Annotated in this window: 18 protein-coding genes and 1 riboswitch; of the genes, 10 read left to right on the forward strand and 8 right to left on the reverse strand. The window is 63.0% G+C overall.

Annotated features, from left to right (window positions below; genetic code table 11):
• The first annotated feature begins 18 nt into the window (after positions 1 to 18).
• Positions 19 to 411 carry a DUF1090 domain-containing protein gene (locus KDB76_RS26280; RefSeq protein WP_003257749.1) on the forward strand — a complete coding sequence of 131 codons (393 nt, stop codon included), beginning with the start codon at positions 19 to 21 and terminating at the stop codon, positions 409 to 411.
• A gap of 73 nt (positions 412 to 484) precedes the next feature.
• Here the strand turns inward: KDB76_RS26280 and KDB76_RS26285 are convergent, their stop codons facing one another.
• A complete protein-coding gene (locus KDB76_RS26285) occupies positions 485 to 931 on the reverse strand; it encodes a cytochrome c (protein ID WP_038410184.1) in 447 nt (148 codons plus the stop codon).
• 119 nt (positions 932 to 1,050) lie between these two features.
• Here KDB76_RS26285 and KDB76_RS26290 point away from each other — a divergent pair, with 119 nt between their 5' ends.
• Positions 1,051 to 2,202: a murein transglycosylase A gene (locus KDB76_RS26290; RefSeq protein ID WP_038410185.1), complete on the forward strand. Its 1,152-nt coding sequence runs from the start codon at positions 1,051 to 1,053 to the stop codon at positions 2,200 to 2,202.
• Between the two features lie 49 nt (positions 2,203 to 2,251).
• Here KDB76_RS26290 and KDB76_RS26295 read toward each other — a convergent pair whose 3' ends face one another.
• Both KDB76_RS26295 and KDB76_RS26300 read right to left on the reverse strand, forming a co-directional pair.
• Positions 2,252 to 2,638, reverse strand: a complete 387-nt coding sequence (locus KDB76_RS26295) for an MAPEG family protein (RefSeq protein WP_024087834.1) — start codon at positions 2,636 to 2,638, stop codon at positions 2,252 to 2,254.
• 28 nt (positions 2,639 to 2,666) lie between these two features.
• On the reverse strand, positions 2,667 to 3,500 hold the full coding sequence (locus tag KDB76_RS26300; RefSeq protein ID WP_038410186.1) for an EamA family transporter: 834 nt from the start codon (positions 3,498 to 3,500) through the stop codon (positions 2,667 to 2,669).
• Positions 3,501 to 3,820: 320 nt separating this feature from the next.
• On the opposite strand from KDB76_RS26300, the gene KDB76_RS26305 reads away from it, so the two are divergent.
• Entirely contained in the window at positions 3,821 to 5,056 is a 1,236-nt protein-coding gene (locus KDB76_RS26305) for a sodium:proton antiporter (protein ID WP_013974511.1), read from the forward strand.
• Between the two features lie 122 nt (positions 5,057 to 5,178).
• Here the strand turns inward: KDB76_RS26305 and KDB76_RS26310 are convergent, their stop codons facing one another.
• Positions 5,179 to 5,580 carry a hotdog domain-containing protein gene (locus KDB76_RS26310; RefSeq protein WP_003257757.1) on the reverse strand — a complete coding sequence of 134 codons (402 nt, stop codon included), beginning with the start codon at positions 5,578 to 5,580 and terminating at the stop codon, positions 5,179 to 5,181.
• A gap of 178 nt (positions 5,581 to 5,758) precedes the next feature.
• A riboswitch (S-adenosyl-L-homocysteine riboswitch) is annotated at positions 5,759 to 5,855 on the forward strand.
• Positions 5,856 to 5,875: 20 nt separating this feature from the next.
• Between KDB76_RS26310 and ahcY the strand changes: the two genes are divergently transcribed.
• The 5 genes from ahcY to KDB76_RS26335 all read left to right on the forward strand — a co-directional run bounded on the left by ahcY (position 5,876) and on the right by KDB76_RS26335 (position 12,527).
• Entirely contained in the window at positions 5,876 to 7,285 is a 1,410-nt protein-coding gene (gene ahcY / locus KDB76_RS26315; protein ID WP_013974512.1) for an adenosylhomocysteinase, read from the forward strand.
• 166 nt (positions 7,286 to 7,451) lie between these two features.
• A complete protein-coding gene (metF, locus tag KDB76_RS26320) occupies positions 7,452 to 8,297 on the forward strand; it encodes a methylenetetrahydrofolate reductase [NAD(P)H] (RefSeq protein ID WP_024087835.1) in 846 nt (281 codons plus the stop codon).
• A 92-nt stretch (positions 8,298 to 8,389) separates the two neighbouring features.
• Positions 8,390 to 9,466 (forward strand): hypothetical protein, encoded by a 1,077-nt coding sequence (locus tag KDB76_RS26325; protein WP_023661386.1) that lies wholly within the window; start codon positions 8,390 to 8,392, stop codon positions 9,464 to 9,466.
• Between the two features lie 166 nt (positions 9,467 to 9,632).
• Entirely contained in the window at positions 9,633 to 10,421 is a 789-nt protein-coding gene (locus tag KDB76_RS26330) for a transporter substrate-binding domain-containing protein (RefSeq protein WP_038410187.1), read from the forward strand.
• A gap of 219 nt (positions 10,422 to 10,640) precedes the next feature.
• A complete protein-coding gene (locus tag KDB76_RS26335; RefSeq protein WP_024087836.1) occupies positions 10,641 to 12,527 on the forward strand; it encodes a DEAD/DEAH box helicase in 1,887 nt (628 codons plus the stop codon).
• Positions 12,528 to 12,685: 158 nt separating this feature from the next.
• On the opposite strand, the gene KDB76_RS26340 is transcribed toward KDB76_RS26335, so the two are convergent.
• The 3 genes from KDB76_RS26340 to KDB76_RS26350 all read right to left on the reverse strand — a co-directional run bounded on the left by KDB76_RS26340 (position 12,686) and on the right by KDB76_RS26350 (position 15,929).
• The gene (locus KDB76_RS26340; protein WP_013974517.1) at positions 12,686 to 13,264 is read right to left on the reverse strand and encodes a YceI family protein; all 579 of its coding nucleotides are present in this window, start codon (positions 13,262 to 13,264) and stop codon (positions 12,686 to 12,688) included.
• A 33-nt stretch (positions 13,265 to 13,297) separates the two neighbouring features.
• On the reverse strand, positions 13,298 to 13,849 hold the full coding sequence (locus KDB76_RS26345) for a cytochrome b (protein ID WP_038410188.1): 552 nt from the start codon (positions 13,847 to 13,849) through the stop codon (positions 13,298 to 13,300).
• A gap of 214 nt (positions 13,850 to 14,063) precedes the next feature.
• Positions 14,064 to 15,929: a flavin monoamine oxidase family protein gene (locus KDB76_RS26350; RefSeq protein ID WP_038410189.1), complete on the reverse strand. Its 1,866-nt coding sequence runs from the start codon at positions 15,927 to 15,929 to the stop codon at positions 14,064 to 14,066.
• A gap of 265 nt (positions 15,930 to 16,194) precedes the next feature.
• Here KDB76_RS26350 and KDB76_RS26355 point away from each other — a divergent pair, with 265 nt between their 5' ends.
• Together KDB76_RS26355 and KDB76_RS26360 are read left to right on the forward strand one after the other, a co-directional pair.
• Positions 16,195 to 17,601 carry an adenosylmethionine--8-amino-7-oxononanoate transaminase gene (locus KDB76_RS26355; protein ID WP_038410190.1) on the forward strand — a complete coding sequence of 469 codons (1,407 nt, stop codon included), beginning with the start codon at positions 16,195 to 16,197 and terminating at the stop codon, positions 17,599 to 17,601.
• Between the two features lie 129 nt (positions 17,602 to 17,730).
• Positions 17,731 to 18,450, forward strand: coding sequence for a 16S rRNA (uracil(1498)-N(3))-methyltransferase (locus KDB76_RS26360; protein ID WP_038410191.1), 720 nt, complete (start codon positions 17,731 to 17,733; stop codon positions 18,448 to 18,450).
• Here the strand turns inward: KDB76_RS26360 and KDB76_RS26365 are convergent, their stop codons facing one another.
• Positions 18,451 to 19,068 (reverse strand): hemolysin III family protein, encoded by a 618-nt coding sequence (locus tag KDB76_RS26365; protein WP_013974522.1) that lies wholly within the window; start codon positions 19,066 to 19,068, stop codon positions 18,451 to 18,453.
• Positions 19,069 to 19,096: the final 28 nt, after the last annotated feature.

Below are 19,096 nucleotides of genomic sequence, written 5' to 3' on the forward strand. Positions count from 1 at the left end.
CCCTCAAGGAGGCTTTTCATGAAACGTATTTCGACCCTTTTCCTGATCGCGACACTGGGCCTGGCCGCTGGTGCCGTACAAGCCGCCCAGCCGGATGCCGGCCTGACCGGTTGCGCCGCCAAGCGTAGCGCCATCGAGAACCAGTTGAAGATTGCCCGTGACCACGGCAACAACGAACAGGCCGCAGGGCTTGAAGAGGCACTGCGAGGGGTAGACAACTGCACCGATGCCAGCCTGCGCAAGGAACGTGAGCAGAAGGTGCTCGACGCACGTCACGAAGTGGCGCAGCGGGAAAAGGACTTGAAGAAAGCCGAGAAGAAAGGCGATTCGGAGAAGATCAACAAACGCAAGGACAAGCTGGCCGAGTCGCGCAAGGAACTGCAGGAAGCGGTGGAGGATCTGGATCGCTGACAGAGATTCGAATACTGCGTTGCCTTTACTGACCTCATCGCCGGCTTGCCGGCGATGAGGTCGCAACAGGCCATCAATGATTACGAAACTCGGAATGACAGGCCTTGCAAGCCGCTTCGACCTTGTCCATCGGCGCCTTCAACTGCGCAGCGTCCAGCGGCTGGCCCCGGGTGACATCGACCAGTTCGCCAGTGACGCCTTCCAGCTGGCGGGCCAGGTCATGAAAGCGCGTCTGCCGCTCCCATACCTCGGCACGCGCACTACTGTCGCCACCATCACGCGCCTGTGGGAAGTGCTGCCAGGGCTGGTGCGAAAGGTTGTCCAGCTTCAGCGCACCGTCGGCAAACTTCACCCCGTCGAACGGCAACCGCCCACGCAACATGCCGCCCAGGTCTTCGCTGGTCTTGAGCATGTCCTTGAAGATCACCTTGCGCTTGCCCAGCGGGGAGTTCGGGTCAACCCGGTCACAACCACCCAGGGCCAGTGCTGCCAGCAGAACAACGGTCAATCGCTTCAACATCACGGTCACTTCGGCCTACGCAAATGGGCGGCCAGTATCGCTGCCCAGCGGCGAAAGACCAATAGCCACATAAAAAACAGGGGCGAATATCCGTGTTCACCCATGACAGGAACATACTCATGAAATCTGCCCTGCGCCATCTGGCCTGGACACTCCCGGCGCTGGCCCTGCTGGCCGGCTGCAACGGTGGCGAAAGCGCCAAACCCGAGCCCCATGCCATCGCCACCTACGCCAATGCCACATGGCAGGACCTGCCTGCCGTCAGCGACAGCGACCTGGTGGCGGGCTTCCAGGCCTGGCGCAACGGCTGTGAAAAGCTCAAGCGCGACACCGTCTGGGCCAGCACCTGCGAAGCAGCCGCCAGCGTGCCCGACAATGCCTTGCAGGTGCGTACCTTCCTGCGACAGAACCTGCAGGTATACGGCCTGCGCTCGGCCGAAAATAACGCCAACGGCCTGATCACCGGTTACTACGAACCGGTCTACCCTGGCAGCCTGAGCCAGTCGGCAACCAATCACGTGGCGGTCTACGGCATCCCCGACGACATGATCGTGGTCGACCTGGCCAGCGTGTACCCCGAACTCAAGGGCAAGCGCCTGCGCGGTCGCCTTGATGGCCGGGTGCTCAAGCCATACGACACCGCCGAGGTGATCAACCGTGACGGCGTCAAGGCACCGGTGCTGGCCTGGTTGACCGACCCGATGGACCTGCAGTTCCTGCAGATCCAAGGTTCCGGCCGGGTACAACTGGAAGACGGGCGCCAGCTGCGCCTGGGTTACGCCGACCAGAACGGCCACCCCTACCGGCCAATCGGGCGCTGGCTGGTGGAACAGGGCCAGTTGAAGAAGGAAGAAGTGAGCATGGGCGCCATTCATGCCTGGGCCCAGGCCAACCCACAACGGGTGCCGGAACTGCTCGCCAGCAACCCCAGCTACGTGTTCTTCAGCACCCGCCCGGACAGCAACGAAGGGCCACGCGGTTCGCTGAACGTACCGCTGACCGCTGGCTACAGCGTGGCCATCGACCGCAAGGTGATTCCGCTGGGCAGCTTGCTGTGGTTGTCCACCACTCGCCCGGACGGTACGCCGGTGGTACGCCCGGTGGGGGCCCAGGATACCGGCGGGGCAATTACTGGCGAGGTGCGCGCCGACCTGTTCTGGGGCACTGGGCCGGAAGCTGGGGAACTGGCCGGGAACATGAAGCAGCAGGGGCAGATCTGGATGCTGTGGCCCAAGGGCAAGCCGCTGCCCGAGGTGCCGAAAGTACCTTGATCGGCGGTGGATTCTTCGCGGGCGAGCCCGCGAAGAAGGCGACGCGGTATCAGATGGAAACCACGAAGAAAGCCACAATGATCGCCAACCCGGCAAACCACACCAGCGATCGCAGCATGGCCCAGTCAGCCAGGTAACAGATGATGTAGAGCAGCCGGCTGGTGATGTACATCACCCCCAGCACATCCTGGGTCACCTGCTCGGCATTGCCGACGATATCCGCCACCAGCACCGCCGCGGCAAATGCCGGGAAGGCCTCGAAACTGTTCTGCTGGGCAGCATGCGCGCGCCGCGGCAGCCCGGACAGGGTATCCAGGAAGGCACGCGGGTCGTGGTTGTCGCGCAGTCGGAAGCGGCCACTACCGGCCTTGGCTATCAACGCGCACAGTGGCGGCAAGAGCAGCGCGATCAGGATGCACCACAGGGCAACAGTCATGGACAGGACTCCTTGTTCAGTCTTCGGGTCAAAGCTTCATTACCAGCATGCCGGCCAACACCAGCCCGCAAGCTAGGAGTCTCGGCCCGCCAAAAGGTTCTTTCAGGTAGCGCATGCCCAGCAGCACCACCAGAATCACACTCAACTCCCGCAACGCCGCCGCTTCGGCCACCGACCCCAAGTGCATGGCCCACAGCACCAGCGCGTAACTGAGCAGTACACACAGCCCCACCGCCAGCCCCAGGCGCCACTGAAGGCGCCAGAACAACACAAACGGCGCACGCCGCGCCACGCTGGCCAGCAACGGGAAGGGCCAGGCACTGAGCAAGGTCAGCCATACCAGGTAATCCCAAGGCTTGCCCCACAAACGCACGGCCTGGCCGTCGAACCAGGTGTAGCAACCAATGCACAGGCCGATCAGGGCAACCACCGGCAGCATCGACCAGGGCAGCCGGTCACCGCCACCGCCCTGCCACAACAGGCAGGCCATGCCACAGGGGATCAGCAGGATGCCAATGATCTGCTGCTGGCTCAGCGATTCGCCGGCAAAGGCCAAGGTCAGCCCCAGCACCACCAGCGGCGACAGCCCGCGCATCAGAGGATAGACCAGCCCCAGGTCGCCCACGCGGTAGGCCTGGATCAACAGGAAGCGGTACAGCTGCTCGGCCAGCGCCGAAGCCAGCAGCCAGGGCCAGATGTTAGTCGGCGGTACCTCGAGGAAGGGCACCGCCAGCACCGCGAAAGCCAACGCCACCGTATCCATGCTGGCGATCACCAGCAGGCGCTCGCCGCTGAATTTGATCAGGGTATTCCAGGTCGCATGCAGCAGTGCAGCGACCAACACCAGGGAAGTTGCCAACACGCCTTCTTATCCTTGTGGCTTTTTATATTTGTGAATATACAGCGCTCGAGGGGACCATTGTGGAAGCGGGCATGCCCGCGAAGAAAGCAACTCGGTGCATGGCACCGGCTTTGCCGGTGTTCGCGGGCATGCCCGCTCCCACAGAGACCGCGCCAGCCTTCGGGTTTTGCACAAGTCCGGGTATGCGATACAACCTTCTGGATGGGAACGTTTCAAACGAATCCGGTCAAACCCTGTGTCCCGAACCCCGCGCCAGGTCATCAAAGAACTGCCCGAGCCATTCGGGTTACGACTTGGAAGCCACTGTTACAGGATTCGGGATGCTTGAACTAGTTGCCGCGTTTATCTGCCTCACCACCCTCCTCACCTATGTAAATTACCGTTTCATCGGCCTGCCCCCTGCCATCGGCGTGATGGTCACGGCGCTGCTGTTTTCCCTGATGCTGCAGGGCCTGAGCCTGATCGGGTTCCCTGGCCTGGAAGCGCGCGTCGAAGGGCTGATGAACCAGATCGACTTCAACGACCTGCTGATGCACTGGATGCTGGCGTTCCTGCTGTTCGCCGGCGCCTTGCACGTCAACCTCTCCGACCTGCGCAGCTACCGCTGGCCCATCGGCCTGCTGGCCACCGTCGGCGTATTGATTGCCACCGTCGTCATTGGCTACCTGTCGCACTGGGTGTTCGCCCTGTTCGGCTGGCAAGTGCCGCTGATCTACTGCCTGCTGTTCGGTGCGCTGATCTCGCCCACCGACCCGATTGCCGTGCTTGGCGCGCTACGTACCGCCAATGCCTCCAAACCGCTGAAAACCACTATCGTCGGCGAGTCGCTGTTCAACGACGGCACTGCGGTGGTGGTGTTCACCGTGTTGCTGGGCATCATCCAGCTGGGCGAGACGCCGAGCATGACCGACACGGCGATCCTGTTCGCCCGCGAGGCCATCGGCGGCGTGCTGTTCGGCGGCCTGATCGGCTATGCCACCTACCGCATGATCAAGAGCGTCGAGCAATACCAGGTGGAAGTGATGCTGACCCTGGCGCTGGTCATCGGCGGCTCGGCAATGTGCTACGAACTGCACGTTTCGGCGCCGATCGCCATGGTGGTGGCCGGGCTGATAATCGGCAACCTGGGGCGCAACCTGGCGATGAACGACATGACCCGTCGCTACATGGACGGCTTCTGGGAGCTGATCGACGACATGCTCAACGCCTTGCTGTTCGCGTTGATCGGCCTGGAGCTGTTGCTGCTGCCTTTCAACTGGATGCACATGGTAGCCGGCGGCGTGCTGGCGCTGGCGGTGCTACTGTCGAGGTTGCTGACCGTGGCCCCGGCGATCGTGCTGCTGCGGCGCTGGCGCCCGGTGCCCAAGGGCACGGTACGGGTGCTGACCTGGGGTGGCTTGCGCGGTGGGGTGTCGGTTGCCCTGGCACTGTCGCTGCCACTGGGCGAAGAACGTGACCTGCTGCTGTCGATCACCTACATCGTGGTGCTGTCGTCAATCCTGGTGCAGGGGTTGAGCATCGGGCGGGTGGTGCGCAAGGTCAGCGCTCAGCCGTGAGAAATTGTGCCGGCCTCTTCGCGGGTAAACCCGCTCCCACAGGATCTGCGCTACCTTTCGGACGGTGAAAAACCTGTGGGAGCGGGTTTACCCGCGAAGAGGCCGGCACCGACAACCGAGATCTATTCGACTGCACTGTCCGGGAACTGGTCCTGGATGTACTTGATCTCGGTCCGCCCATGCGCCGCCGGCAACCCATCCTCGCCAAGGTTGACGAAGACCATCTTGTCGACCGTGAGGATGGCCTTGCGGGTGATCTTGTTGCGCACTTCGCACTTGAGGGTGATCGAGGTACGGCCGAACTCGGTGGCAGTGATGCCCAGCTCGATGATGTCGCCCTGACGCGAGGCACTGACGAAGTTGATTTCCGATATGTACTTGGTCACCACACGCTGGTTGCCCAACTGGACGATGGCGTAGATCGCAGCCTCTTCGTCGATCCAGCGCAACAGGCTGCCACCGAACAAAGTGCCATTAGGGTTGAGGTCTTCGGGTTTAACCCACTTGCGGGTATGAAAGTTCATCTGTACTCCTGACCTGCTTGGCTAACGTGCAGCAATGATGGCAGAGCGGCCGCTGTCGCTCCATTGAACATCGACTATCGTCGCGATTAATCGACAGAAAACCTTGGGCAAGCCGACGGGCGCGGCTATAATCTCCGCCGTTTCACATGGCCGCCCACAGCGGCGCCATGCCCGCCACCCGTCCGAGGGGCGCTGCAGCAGGCTAGGCCTGTCAGGCTCGGATGGGGCGTTGCTCGCTCTCGCGGGCGCTTAACGCACAACGGCGCCCATTCGCACACTACGAATGGAGGCTCTCATGAGCGCTGCAAACATGCCTGCTGGTTTTACCGATTACAAAGTCGCCGACATCTCCCTGGCCGCCTGGGGTCGTCGCGAAACCATCATCGCCGAATCGGAAATGCCTGCACTGATGGGCCTGCGTCGCAAGTACCTGGCCGAGCAACCGCTCAAGGGTGCGAAGATCCTGGGCTGCATCCACATGACCATCCAGACCGCCGTGCTGATCGAAACCCTGGTTGCCCTGGGTGCCGAAGTGCGCTGGTCGTCCTGCAACATCTTCTCCACCCAGGACCAGGCCGCCGCGTCCATCGCCGCCGCCGGTATCCCGGTGTTCGCCTGGAAAGGTGAAACCGAACAAGAGTACGAGTGGTGCCTGGAGCAGACCATCCTCAAGGATGGCCAGCCATGGGACGCCAACATGGTCCTCGACGACGGTGGCGACCTGACCGAGCTGCTGCACAAGAAATACCCGCAAGTGCTGGAGCGCGTGCACGGTGTGACCGAAGAGACCACCACCGGCGTGCACCGCCTGCTGGACATGCTGGCCAAGGGCGAGCTGAAAGTCCCGGCGATCAACGTGAACGACTCGGTTACCAAGAGCAAGAACGACAACAAATACGGCTGCCGTCACAGCCTGAACGACGCCATCAAGCGTGGTACCGACCACCTGCTGTCGGGCAAGCAGGCCCTGGTGATCGGCTACGGTGACGTGGGCAAGGGCTCGGCCCAGTCCCTGCGCCAGGAAGGCATGATCGTCAAGGTCACCGAAGTCGACCCGATCTGCGCCATGCAGGCCTGCATGGACGGTTTCGAAGTGGTTTCGCCGTTCATCGACGGTATCAACAACGGTACCGAAGCCAGCATCGACAAGGCCCTGCTGGGCAAGATCGACCTGATCGTGACCACCACCGGTAACGTCAACGTCTGCGACGCCAACATGCTCAAGGCGCTGAAGAAGCGTGCCGTGGTGTGCAACATCGGCCACTTCGACAACGAGATCGACACCGCCTTCATGCGCAAGAACTGGGCCTGGGAAGAGGTCAAGCCGCAGGTGCACAAGATCCACCGCACCGGCGCTGGCAGCTTCGACCCGCAGAACGACGACTACCTGATCCTGCTGGCCGAAGGCCGCCTGGTAAACCTGGGTAACGCCACTGGCCACCCAAGCCGCATCATGGACGGTTCGTTCGCCAACCAGGTACTGGCGCAGATCTTCCTGTTCGAGCAGAAGTTCGCCGACCTGTCGCCCGAAAAGAAAGCCGAGCGCCTGACTGTCGAAGTACTGCCGAAGAAGCTCGACGAAGAAGTGGCCCTGGAAATGGTCCGCGGCTTCGGTGGCGTGGTCACCCAGCTGACCAAGCAGCAGGCCGACTACATTGGTGTGACCGTCGAAGGCCCGTTCAAGCCACACGCATACCGCTACTAAGCGGCCAGCTTGAAGCTTCAAGCGGCAATCAAAGGCAGACCATGCCGTTGCCGCTTGCAGCTCAAGCATCACGGATCTTGAACGATGCCCAAGCCAGGCCGGCCATAACCGATCTGGCTTTTACTTGCAGCCTGCCGCTTGAAGCTTGCTGCCAGAGGAACGCCTGATGTCCCAGGAACGCCGTTACAGTTTCGAGTTCTTCCCGACCAAGACCGATGCCGGTCACGAAAAGCTGATGGGCGTCGCCCGCCAGCTGGCCGCCTACAACCCGGACTTCTTCTCCTGCACCTACGGTGCCGGTGGCTCGACCCGCGACCGCACGCTGAACACCGTGCTGCAGCTGGAAAGCGAAGTGAAGATACCTGCCGCGCCGCACCTGTCGTGCGTAGGCGACACCAAGGCCGAACTGCGTGCCCTGCTGGCCGAATACAAGGCTGCAGGCATCAAGCGCATCGTCGCCCTGCGTGGCGACCTGCCATCGGGTATGGGCATGGCCAGTGGCGAACTGCGCTACGCCAGCGACCTGGTCGAATTCATTCGCCAGGAAACTGCCGATCACTTCCACCTGGAAGTGGCCGCCTACCCGGAGATGCACCCCCAGGCCCGCAACTTCGAGGCTGACCTGGCCAACTTCGTGCACAAGGTCAAGGCCGGTGCCGACAGCGCCATCACCCAGTACTTCTTCAACGCCGACAGCTACTTCTACTTCGTCGAGCGCGCGCAGAAGCTGGGCGTGGACATCCCGGTGGTACCCGGCATCATGCCGATCACCAACTACAGCAAGCTGGCGCGTTTCTCCGACGCCTGTGGCGCCGAGATCCCGCGCTGGATCCGCAAGCAGCTGGAAGCCTATGCCGACGACACCGCCAGCATCCAGGCATTCGGTGAAGAAGTGATCACCCGCATGTGCGAACAGCTGCTGCAAGGCGGAGCACCGGGGCTGCACTTCTACACCTTGAACCAGGCCGAGCCGAGCCTGGCGATCTGGAACAATCTGAAGCTGCCGCGCTGAAATTTTTTGCAAAATCTGTTTAAGATTTGATTAAGGCTTTGGTCATAGACTAAAGCCTTATTCATTTTCCGGTTACACAGGTCTTGCCTGCCATGCAGCCCCTCCAGCCATTGCGTCCACAGCTCGTCTACCTGGCTTTTGGCCCGGCAACCTACCATCAGGAGGCCTGCTTCAGCATCGTCAGCGCCCTCGCCCATCTGGGCACGGCAGCGAGCGAAGCCATGGACATCCAGGTCTATACCGATAACCCGCAGCCCTATGCCGGCCTGCCGGTCACCTTACACCTGCTGGACGAAGCCACGCGCCAGGCATGGAACGCGCCTCACGGCTATCACTTTCGCAGCAAGCATGTGCTGTTGCGCCAGGTGCTGCAGCAACACCCGCTGGCAGTGCTGATCGACACCGACACCTTCTTCCGCAAGTCGCCGCTGGAGCTGTTCGCCCGGGTAGCCCCTGGCCGCCTGCTGTGCAATGCCATCGGCGCACGCTACGGCAGCAACCAGAAGTGCCTGCTGTACAAGAACCTGCTGGCCATCCTCGAGTCCAGGGGCTTGGCTGATTGCCAGATGCCACTGGTCAATTCGGGGGTGATCGGCCTCACCGCCGAAGACGCCGGCACTCTGGACCGCTCCATCGCCATGATGGACGAGTTCCACCCCCTGGCTCGCGAGGCGTATACCCTCGAGGAGTTCTGCCTGGCGGTGGCGGCCTACCGCACGCTGGAATTGGCCGAATGCACAGATGTCATCCACCACTACTGGAGCCGCAAGGCGCAGTTCCGCGCCAAGATTCAGGCCTGGCTGCGCAAGCACGGCCACGACCCGCTGAGCCAGGCGGCGCTGGCCGACGTATCCCTGGTCAATGACCAGCTGCCACGGCCGCCGGCCCTGCAACGCCTGGGTTACAAGGCGCTGAGCATGACCCTGCCAAGCCACGAGCGCCAGTTCGCCCGAGAACTGCTGTATGGCTGCTACCCCTACCCCAATGAGTTCGACCGCGCCTGCGCGCCGGCCTGGTGGGACAAAGCCCTGGAAAACCTCAACGCCCGCCATGGCCACATGGAACCCGAGCAACTGCGCCAGTGCCTGCGCCACCCGGGGTTGCGCCTGTCGCTGGGCGAGCGGCGCAAGGATATCGAGGCGCATCTGCTGAGGTCATCCCACACTTGAGCGAACCTGTGCCGGCCTCTTCGCGGGTAAACCCGCTCCCACAGGATCTCTGCTGGCTTGCAGGCTCGCGCTGTACTTGAGGGAGCGGGTTTACCCGCGAAGAGGCCGGCACAGGAGAACATCATCCTCACTGGCCTTGAACAGGCCGAGCGCGTAATCTCCGGCCATGCCACACATCGCCCGACTGTTCTGGATCCTGTTGCTCGCCTGCCTAAGCCCGCTGGCCTTGGGCGAGCGCCTGCGCCTGGTAACCGACGACTGGGCACCCTATGCATACCAGCACGACGGCCAGCCTCGCGGCATCGACTACGAAGTCACCACCCGGGTGTTCGAGCGCCTTGGCGTCGAGGTGGAGTGGGAGTTCCTGCCGTGGAAGCGCTGCCTGGCAATGATCGAGCAGGGCTTGGCCGACGGCATCATGGATATCTTCCAGAACGAGTCGCGCCAGCACTACCTGGTGTACGCCCCCGAGCCCATGTCGGAGGTAGAGTTCGTCCTGTTCCAGGCCCGCACTCGACGCCATGCCGTCAAGACTCTCGATGACCTTGCCGGCCTAACCGTCGGCACCTCACCCGGCTACGCCTATGGTGCCGCTTTCAACGAAGCCGTACATTTCCGGCGCGAAGCTGCACCTACCCATGAAGCCAACTTCGGCAAGCTGATGCTGGGCCGCATCGACCTGGCAATCACCGACCGCAAGGTCGGCCATTACCTGCTGCGGCATCTGGGCCTCCAAAAGCAGGTCGAGGAGCTGCCCTTGATGATCAGCCGCCAGCCCCAGTACCTGGCGCTGGCGCGCAAGCCGGGGCGGGAAGCACTGGCCCAGGCCTTCGCCGTGGAACTGCGGCGCTTCAAGCTGGAACCGGCCTATGCAGCAATCAACAACGGCTACACAGGCGACATCGGAAACATTCTCAACGCCGTTGAGCAGCAGGAAAGCAGCACAGCGCGATAGCTCTGTTATACTCGGGCCTTCCCGCCCGGCTCACGCCCGGACGCTCGGCCTCGCAACAGGCATCCCGATCGGCATCGACGCACTTTCGCGTCCACCCTCTGCTACCCGGATGTGCAGTGAAAGCCCAGCTGGACCGGACGCGATCGCATCCCACCGATGCCCGTCGCGCCAGGCAGAACATCCCAAACGGGCCCAGCCCACACGAGAACAGGATTGCCCATGTCCTTTGCTTCCCTCGGTCTCTCCGAGGCTCTTGTCCGCGCTATCGAGGCTGCGGGCTATACCCAGCCGACCCCCGTGCAACAGCGGGCGATTCCCGCCGTGTTGCAAGGCCGCGACCTGATGGTCGCCGCACAGACAGGTACTGGTAAAACCGGCGGTTTCGCCCTGCCGATCCTCGAGCGCCTGTTCCCGGCCGGCCACCCCGACAAGTCGCAGCGCCATGGCCCGCGCCAACCTCGCGTGCTGGTCCTGACCCCGACCCGCGAACTGGCAGCCCAGGTGCATGACAGCTTCAAGGTCTATGCCCGTGACCTGCCACTGGTCAGCGCCTGCATTTTCGGCGGCGTCGGCATGAACCCGCAGATCCAGGCCATTGCCAAGGGTGTGGACGTGCTGGTCGCCTGCCCGGGCCGCCTGCTCGACCTGGCCGGCCAAGGCAAGGTTGACCTGGCCCACGTGGAAATCCTGGTGCTGGACGAAGCCGACCGCATGCTCGACATGGGCTTCATCCATGACGTCAAGAAGGTCCTCGCTCGCCTGCCAGCCAAGCGCCAGAACCTGTTGTTCTCGGCCACGTTCTCCAAGGACATCACTGACCTCGCCGATAAGCTCCTGCACAACCCGGAGCGTATCGAGGTCACCCCGCCGAACACTACCGTCGAGCGTATCGAGCAGCGCGTCTACCGCCTGCCCGCCAGCCACAAGCGCGCGCTGCTGGCGCACCTGATCACCCAGGGTGCCTGGGAACAGGTACTGGTGTTCACCCGCACCAAGCACGGCGCCAACCGCCTGGCCGAGTACCTGGAAAAGCACGGCCTGACCGCCGCCGCAATTCATGGCAACAAGAGCCAGAACGCCCGCACCAAGGCCTTGGCCGACTTCAAGGCCAACAGCGTGCGCGTACTGGTCGCCACCGACATCGCCGCCCGTGGCCTGGACATCGACCAGCTGCCGCACGTGGTCAACTTCGAGCTGCCGAACGTAGAGGAAGACTACGTCCACCGTATCGGCCGTACCGGCCGTGCCGGGCGTTCGGGCGAGGCCATTTCCATGGTCGCGCCGGATGAAGAGAAACTGCTCAAGAGCATCGAGCGGGTAACCAAGCAGAAGATCCCGGACGGCGACCTGATGGGTTTCGACGCCAGCCAGGTTGAAGCAGAAAAGCCTGAAGTACGCGAACGCCAGCAGAACAATGGCCGTGGTGGCCGTAACCAGCAGGCCCGCGGCGACGGCGGCAAAGACGCCAACGGCGGCCGCAAGGACAAGGGCAAGGATAAAGGCAAGGCCAAGCAACAGGCTGCGGACAAGCCGGCCGACAAGGAAAAGAGCGGCGACAAGCAACAACAGCAACGCAAGCCGCGTGACAAGAAGCCACGCCAGCAGCAACAGCAGGCCAGCAACAGCAGTGCGCCGAAAGTGCCTGTCGACCGTGATCCGGAAGAGTTCCTGGACGACGATATCGACAACTTCGGCAACCGTGCCGACTATGTCAGCCCGTACCAGGGCAAGAACCAGGGCCGCAATCGCCGCCCGGGTGCCAATGCCGGCCAAGGTCAGGGCCAGGGTAATGGCCAGCGCAGCAACGCCGGTGGCCAGGGTCGCAATAGCGGCCAGCCGCGCAGCAGCGGTGGCGGCGAGAAACGTCCGGCCCGCGCCAATAATGGTGGCGGCGCCCGTCGTGATGGTGGCGGCCGTGGTCGCCCGGCCCGTGACGATGCTGCACGGCAAGAGCCGGCCGTGCGCAACCCGCGCCAGCCGGAAAAACAGCCAGTGATCATCCGCAAGGAGTCCAAGCTCGACCGTTACCCGACGCCAGAGCAGCTGGATGACCTGCCGAGCCGCCCGCGCGGTGAGCGCCCGGCGCTGTTGACCCGCAAGGGCTGACAAAAAGTATGAGGGGGCCACTTTGCGGCCCTTTCGCGACACAAGGCCGCTCCCACAGGTATTGCGCTGCAAGTGAAATCTGCGCAATACCTGTGGGAGCGGCCTTGTGTCGCGAAAGGGCTGCGAAGCAGCCCCCTCGGTACTTCAGCTAAAGCAAATTACTTCTGCTTCACACCTTCAACACTGATATCCAGGTCCAGGGTCTGCGAGGTAGCGCCCGGGCCCTTGATGCCGAAGTCGTTCAGGTTCAGCGTGGTGGTAGCGTTGAAACCAGCGCGCTCGCCGCCCCATGGATCCTTGCCTTCACCGTTGAAAGTGGCCTTGAAGGTGACCGGCTTGGTCACACCGTGCATGGTCAGGTCGCCAGTCACGTCAGCAGTCTTGTCGCCAGTCGGCTTGACGCTGGTGGAGACGAACTTGGCTTCGGGATACTTCTTCACGTCGAGGAAGTCGGCGCTGGCAATGTGCTTGTCACGCTCGGCGTGGTTCGACCACAGGCTGGCGGTTTTCAGGTCGACGTTGATCTTGCTGGCTTCAGGCTTTGCACTGTCCCAGGTGAAGTTGCCGTCGAAGTCCTTGAAGGTACCGTGAATGAAGCTGTAGCCCAGGTGGCTGATCTTCCAGTCAACGAACGCGTGCTGGCCTTCCTTGTCGATCTTGTACTCGGCAGCCATGGCCTGGCCGGCGGAGAGCAGAGCGGTACCGAGCGCCAGAGCGGCAAAAGTCTTTTTCAACATCCTTACTCCTTCCTTTGCAATTGAGGTTGAGAGTCAAGCTTTGCGGCCCAGCATGCGGGTCAGGGTCGCGTCACGGTCGATGAAATGGTGCTTGAGCGCTGCCAAGCCATGCAGCACGGCAAAAATCACCAAGCCCCAGGCCAGCCAGAGATGGATCACGCCTGCCAGGTCTGCCTGGTCGGGCAGGTCGCTGACGAGTGCCGGCACTTCGAACAGGCCAAACACCGGAATGCCGACACCGTCGGCGGTAGAAATCAGGTAACCGGCAATCATTACCGCGAACAGCCCCAGGTACAGGGCCAGGTGGCCCAACTTGGCTGCCAGGCGGGTAAGTGCGCCGTGGTTGGCCGGTGCCGGTGGTGGCGGGCTGATGAAGCGCCAGACCACCCGCAGCAGCATCACCGCCAGCAGCACCAGGCCGATGCTCTTGTGCAGGTCCGGGCCGGACTTGCGCCAAGGGCTGTAGTAGTCGAGGCCGACCATCCACAGGCCCAGGCCGAACAGGCCGAAGACTGCCAGAGCCACGCCCCAGTGCAGGACGATGCTGACCACGCCGTAGCGAGAAGATGAATTGCGCAGTTGCATGTTGACGTGTTTCCCCGTGAAAGCTGTGCACAGACTAACGCGTAACGCATCGAATAAAAGCGTAAAAAATTGCTTTGGTTTATCGAGAAATCCGATATGTATTCTGTAAGCTTCCCATTAAGGAAACATTAACGATAGTTGGGTAATCAGCGGTTGCCAGTGCCGGCCCTGTGGGAGCGGGTTTACCCGCGAAAGGGCCAGCACTGTCAATAAATCAACCGGCCTTGGCTTGGGTATTGGCTACAGCTTTCTTGGCCGGTTCGGACTTGGCAGTAGCTTTCTTGGTCTCGGCAGGCTTGTGGGTCGGTTTGTGCGCCGGTGCATGCTTGCCAGATGCAGCCTTGGTCGCAGCAGGCTTGGTCGCTGCTTCCTTGACCACAAGCGCTGGCGCAACCGGGGCCGGCGCTGCTTGCGGGGCTGGGGCTGGCGCAGGCGCCACTTCCTCGGCCTTGGCAATCGGCTCGGCCTTCACCTCAGGCTTGTCCGCCCCGCCAAACAGGCGCTTGAAGAAGCCCGGCTTATCCTGCTTGGCCTCATCGACCGGCTTCGGCTCGGCCTTGACCGGGGCCTTGTCAGCCTTGTCGCCCTTGTCGGAAGAACCACCGAACATGTTGGAGAAGAACCCGCCCTTGCTCTCCTTGGCCGCCACGGCGCCTGCAGCTGCCGCCGCCGCCACTGGTGCCGCCTTGGCCGGGTCGAACGACTTGCCGGCCAGCAGGTCCTGCACCTGGCTGGCCGCGCGCTGGCCACTGCGCAGGGCGCCTTCCAGGGTGCCTGGGTAGAGGGCGTCGGTATGCTCACCGGCAAAGGTGATGCGCTGCACCGGGCGCTCCCACAGGCGCCAGTACTTGCTGATCTGGCCCGGACCATAGGCCAGGTAGGCGCCGCCGGTACCAGCGTCGGTGCTGTAGCGCTTGACCTCGTAACCGGTGAACGAGCCACGGGCCTGTGGGTAGAACGCATGCAGGCGGATCAGCACCTGATCGACCATCTGCTTGTCGCCGAACGCCTGCAGCAGGCGGGCGTTGTCGCCGGACAGGTTGATCACCACGTTGGCGCCACCCTTGAGCGCGGGTTCGATCCACAGCATGCCCAAGCCTGCGTTACTGAAGATTTCGCCCGACATGCGCGCCCGGCTTTCCCACACTGGCTTCTTGAACTTGAGCATCAGCTGGTCGCGCCAGCCATAGTTGGTACCCTTCAACGCCGCCAGGTGCTGGCTGTCCAGGCCCGGGGTCATCTGGATCTTGGCCAGGGCGCGCAGGGGCACGGCCATGACCAGGTAATCCGCCTGGTAGCCGACGCTGCCGACCTTGACCGTGACACCGTCCTTGTCCTGGACGATGGAGGTCACGGGTGAACTGGTCTTGATGGTCTTCAGTTGCTTGACGAACGCTTGGGCCAGTACCGGGCTGCCACCGGGCAGGCGCGCGGCACGCAGGTCACGGTCGCTGACGCCGCGATACACGCGGTTCTGCTGGGCAAAATACAGCAGCGACAGGCGCGATGGCTCATCGTAGCGGGTACGGATCTGCTGGTTGACCAGCTGGCGGGCGGTGGTCGGCAGCTGCAGCTTGTCCAGCCAGGTGGAGACGTTGATCTGGTCGAGGGCGAACAGCGTGCTGTTGGCTTGCGGGTTCAGCGGGTCTTCGATCGAACGGGCCAGGTCATCGAGGGTTTTCTCGTAACGCTTGAGCGCCTCGGCGGTGGCCGGCTGCTTGGTAGCCAGGTCGGTGGCACTGAAATACTCGCCGTCAATCAGGTAACCGGGGGTACGCACGAACTCCGGTGCCGGCAGTATTTCAAGTTTGAAACGGTCGAGGTACTGGTTGAGCACCGGCTGCGCCTTGGCGTTGCCGATCCACTCACTGGTAGCCAGGCCAGAGCGCCCGCCCATGCCCGGCTTGGCTTCCAGCAGCGTCACCTGCCAGCCTTTGTTCTGCAGCTCGTAGGCGGCCGTCAGGCCCGCCAGGCCGCCACCCACGACGATCGCCGAAGGTGTCTTGTCCTTTGCCAGCGCGGCGCCGCTGGACACACCAATCAATACCAACGCGCACAGGCGCACCCAAGCAGCAGCCATGTCGGCGAACTCCGAGTCAGGGGGTTACAGAAACGTGGAGAGGCAGAAATGCCCCGGGAGAGATGCGTTAAGAATACGTCAGGTCTACCGACCCTGCCAGCGCAGTGACATCAAGTCCTTTTCGCCACTGACATTTTTGCCTGCAGCGTTTCCACGCGGTAGCAAGCGTAGCTGGCAACCCGATGAACAGCGGCGGTTGTCCTGCCCTGCGGCATTGCTTAGGCTTACGCGGTCGAACCAAGCCGCAAAGCCAGGAGAAGTGCCCATGGGCCTCAATGATCAGTGGATGCAACGCGACCTCAAGGTCCTGTGGCACCCCTGCACCCAGATGAAAGACCACGAGAAGCTGCCGCTGATCCCGATCAGGCGCGGCGAAGGCGTGTGGCTGGAAGACTTCGAAGGCAAGCGCTACCTGGATGCGGTGAGCAGCTGGTGGGTCAACGTGCTTGGCCACGCCAACCCGCGTATCAACCAGCGCATCAAGGACCAGGTCGACCAGCTGGAGCACGTGATCCTGGCCGGTTTCAGCCACCAGCCGGTGATCGAGCTGTCCGAGCGCCTTGTAGCCATGACCCCGGCCGGCCTCGACCGGGTGTTCTATGCCGACAACGGTTCGTCGTGTATCGAAGTGGCGCTGAAGATGAGCTTCCACTACTGGCAGAACGTCGGCAAGCCGGGCAAGAAGCGCTTCGTCACCCTGACCAACAGCTACCACGGCGAAACTATCGCCGCCATGTCGGTCGGCGATGTGCCGCTGTTCACCGAAACCTACAAGGCGCTGCTGCTCGACACCCTCAAGGTGCCCAGCCCCGACTGCTACCTGCGCCCCGAAGGCACGAGCTGGGAAGAGCACTCGCGCACCATGTTCCAGGCCATGGAACAGACCTTGGCCGAGCACCACGCCTCGATCAGCGCGGTGATCGTCGAACCGCTGATCCAGGGTGCCGGCGGCATGCGCATGTACCACCCGGTGTACCTCAAGCTGCTGCGCGAGGCCTGCGACCGCTACGACGTGCACCTGATCCACGACGAAATCGCCGTGGGCTTCGGCCGCACCGGCACCATGTTCGCCTGTGAACAGGCCGGCATTCGCCCGGACTTCCTGTGCCTGTCCAAGGCCCTGACCGGCGGTTACCTGCCGCTGGCCGCCTGCCTGACCACCGACAAGGTGTACCAGGCGTTCTACGACGACTACCCGACCCTGCGCGCGTTCCTCCACTCGCACAGCTATACCGGCAACCCGCTGGCCTGCGCCGCGGCGCTGGCGACCCTGGACATCTTCGAGCAGGACAACGTGATCGAGGCCAACAAGGCATTGGCCACCCGCATGGCCAGCGCCACCGCGCACCTGGCCGACCACACGCATGTGGCCGAGATTCGCCAGACCGGCATGGCCCTGGCCATCGAAATGGTCCAGGACAAGGCCGGCAAGGTCGCCTACCCGTGGCAAGAGCGTCGTGGCCTGAAAGTGTTCGAGCATGCCCTGACGCGTGGCGCCCTGCTGCGCCCGCTGGGCAGCGTGGTGTACTTCCTGCCGCCGTATGTGATTACGCCAGATCAGATCGACTTCCTGGCAGAAGTGGCCAGCGAAGGCATCGACATTGCCACCCGCGATAGCGTCAGCGTGGCCGTACCGGCCAACTTCCACCCCGACTTCCGCGACCCGGGCTAAGCCCGGAAGCCCGCCGCGTACTCTGTGGGAGCGGGTTCACCCGCGAATGCAATAGTGGAGTCACCGCCGCATTCGCGGGTGAACCCGCTCCCACAGAGACCACCTTCTCCCTTTAGCTTGAGCTCAACCATGAGACTGTCCCGCTTTTTCATCGACGCCCCCCTGAGCCTTGGCGAGCATGAATTGCCCGAAGCCCAGGCCCACTACATCGGCCGCGTACTACGCATGGCCCCCGGCGACGCCGTGCAGCTGTTCGACGGCAGTGGCCAGGAATACCGCGGCCAGTTGCTCGAAGTGGGCAAGAAAACCGTGCGCGTCAGCCTTGACCAGGCCCTCGCCGGCCAGGCCGATTCACCACTGCACGTGCACCTCGGCCAAGGCCTGTCCCGAGGCGAGCGCATGGACTGGGCGATCCAGAAAGCCACCGAGCTGGGCGCCAACGAAATCACCCCCATCGTCAGCGAACGCTGCGAAGTGCGGCTGAAGGACGAACGCGCCGACAAGCGCCTGGCCCACTGGCGCCAGGTGGCAATCAGCGCCTGCGAACAATGCGGCCGCTCGACCTTGCCGGTCATCCACCCGCCAGTGACCCTGGCCGAGTGGCTGAGCAGTGCCAAGGCCGACCTGAAACTGGTCCTGCACCCGGTGGCCGAACCGCTCACCAGCCATGCCAAGCCGGCCACCCTGGCCTTTCTGATCGGCCCCGAGGGCGGCCTGAGCGAAGCGGAGGTCGAGCAGGCCAAGACTGCCGGTTTCCACGCAGCACGCCTTGGCCCACGCGTGCTGCGCACCGAAACCGCACCGGTGGTTGCATTGTCGGTGGCACAGCAACTGTGGGGTGACTTTTAACTAACGCACGTAGAACGACACCGCCACGAAATGCATGAGGCTGCCGGCGATCACGAACAGGTGCCAGATGCCATGCCAGTGGCGGAAGCGGCTGTCGAAGGCGAAGAAGATGATGCCGACGGTGTAGAACACCCCGCCGGCAGCCAGCCAGGCAAAGCCGGCGCTGCCGAGCGAGTGCAGCAGCGGCTTGACCGCCACCAGCACGATCCAGCCCATCACCGCATAGATGATGATCGACAGGATGCGCGCTTCGGAGCGCGGCTTGATCTCCTGCAACATGCCGATCACCGCTAGCCCCCAGACAACCCCGAACAGGCTCCAGCCCCAGGGCCCGCGCAGACTGACCAGGCAGAACGGCGTGTAGCTGCCCGCGATCAGCAGATAGATCGACAGGTGATCGAGCTTGCGCATGATCACCTTCGCCCGCCCGCGAGTGCTGTGGTACAGGGTAGAAATGCTGTACAGCAACAGCAAGGTGCTGCCGTAGATGGAGAAACTGACGATCTTCCACGGGTCGCCCTGCAGGCCCGCGACCACGATCAGCCAGATGGCACCGATACAGGCCAGGACGGCACCGACCAGGTGGGTCCAGGCGTTGAAGCGTTCACCGTAGTACATGCAAACACAGACCTCCTGAGGTGGGCTG

It is taken from the genome of Pseudomonas sp. JS425 (assembly GCF_018223845.1).
GTDB lineage: Bacteria > Pseudomonadota > Gammaproteobacteria > Pseudomonadales > Pseudomonadaceae > Aquipseudomonas > Aquipseudomonas asiatica.

Excerpts from the sequence above, each read along its gene's own strand:
- KDB76_RS26350 (WP_038410189.1), bottom strand. The coding sequence starts at position 15,929 with ATGGCTGCTGCTTGGGTGCGCCTGTGCGCGTTGGTATTGATTGGTGTG.
- KDB76_RS26365 (WP_013974522.1), bottom strand. The coding sequence starts at position 19,068 with ATGTACTACGGTGAACGCTTCAACGCCTGGACCCACCTGGTCGGTGCC.
- KDB76_RS26280 (WP_003257749.1), top strand. The coding sequence starts at position 19 with ATGAAACGTATTTCGACCCTTTTCCTGATCGCGACACTGGGCCTGGCC.
- KDB76_RS26355 (WP_038410190.1), top strand. The coding sequence starts at position 16,195 with ATGGGCCTCAATGATCAGTGGATGCAACGCGACCTCAAGGTCCTGTGG.
- metF (WP_024087835.1), top strand. The coding sequence starts at position 7,452 with ATGTCCCAGGAACGCCGTTACAGTTTCGAGTTCTTCCCGACCAAGACC.
- KDB76_RS26345 (WP_038410188.1), bottom strand. The coding sequence starts at position 13,849 with ATGCAACTGCGCAATTCATCTTCTCGCTACGGCGTGGTCAGCATCGTC.
- KDB76_RS26285 (WP_038410184.1), bottom strand. The coding sequence starts at position 931 with ATGTTGAAGCGATTGACCGTTGTTCTGCTGGCAGCACTGGCCCTGGGT.
- KDB76_RS26290 (WP_038410185.1), top strand. The coding sequence starts at position 1,051 with ATGAAATCTGCCCTGCGCCATCTGGCCTGGACACTCCCGGCGCTGGCC.
- KDB76_RS26295 (WP_024087834.1), bottom strand. The coding sequence starts at position 2,638 with ATGACTGTTGCCCTGTGGTGCATCCTGATCGCGCTGCTCTTGCCGCCA.
- KDB76_RS26310 (WP_003257757.1), bottom strand. The coding sequence starts at position 5,580 with ATGAACTTTCATACCCGCAAGTGGGTTAAACCCGAAGACCTCAACCCT.
- KDB76_RS26335 (WP_024087836.1), top strand. The coding sequence starts at position 10,641 with ATGTCCTTTGCTTCCCTCGGTCTCTCCGAGGCTCTTGTCCGCGCTATC.
- KDB76_RS26340 (WP_013974517.1), bottom strand. The coding sequence starts at position 13,264 with ATGTTGAAAAAGACTTTTGCCGCTCTGGCGCTCGGTACCGCTCTGCTC.
- ahcY (WP_013974512.1), top strand. The coding sequence starts at position 5,876 with ATGAGCGCTGCAAACATGCCTGCTGGTTTTACCGATTACAAAGTCGCC.
- KDB76_RS26305 (WP_013974511.1), top strand. The coding sequence starts at position 3,821 with ATGCTTGAACTAGTTGCCGCGTTTATCTGCCTCACCACCCTCCTCACC.
- KDB76_RS26325 (WP_023661386.1), top strand. The coding sequence starts at position 8,390 with ATGCAGCCCCTCCAGCCATTGCGTCCACAGCTCGTCTACCTGGCTTTT.
- KDB76_RS26360 (WP_038410191.1), top strand. The coding sequence starts at position 17,731 with ATGAGACTGTCCCGCTTTTTCATCGACGCCCCCCTGAGCCTTGGCGAG.
- KDB76_RS26330 (WP_038410187.1), top strand. The coding sequence starts at position 9,633 with ATGCCACACATCGCCCGACTGTTCTGGATCCTGTTGCTCGCCTGCCTA.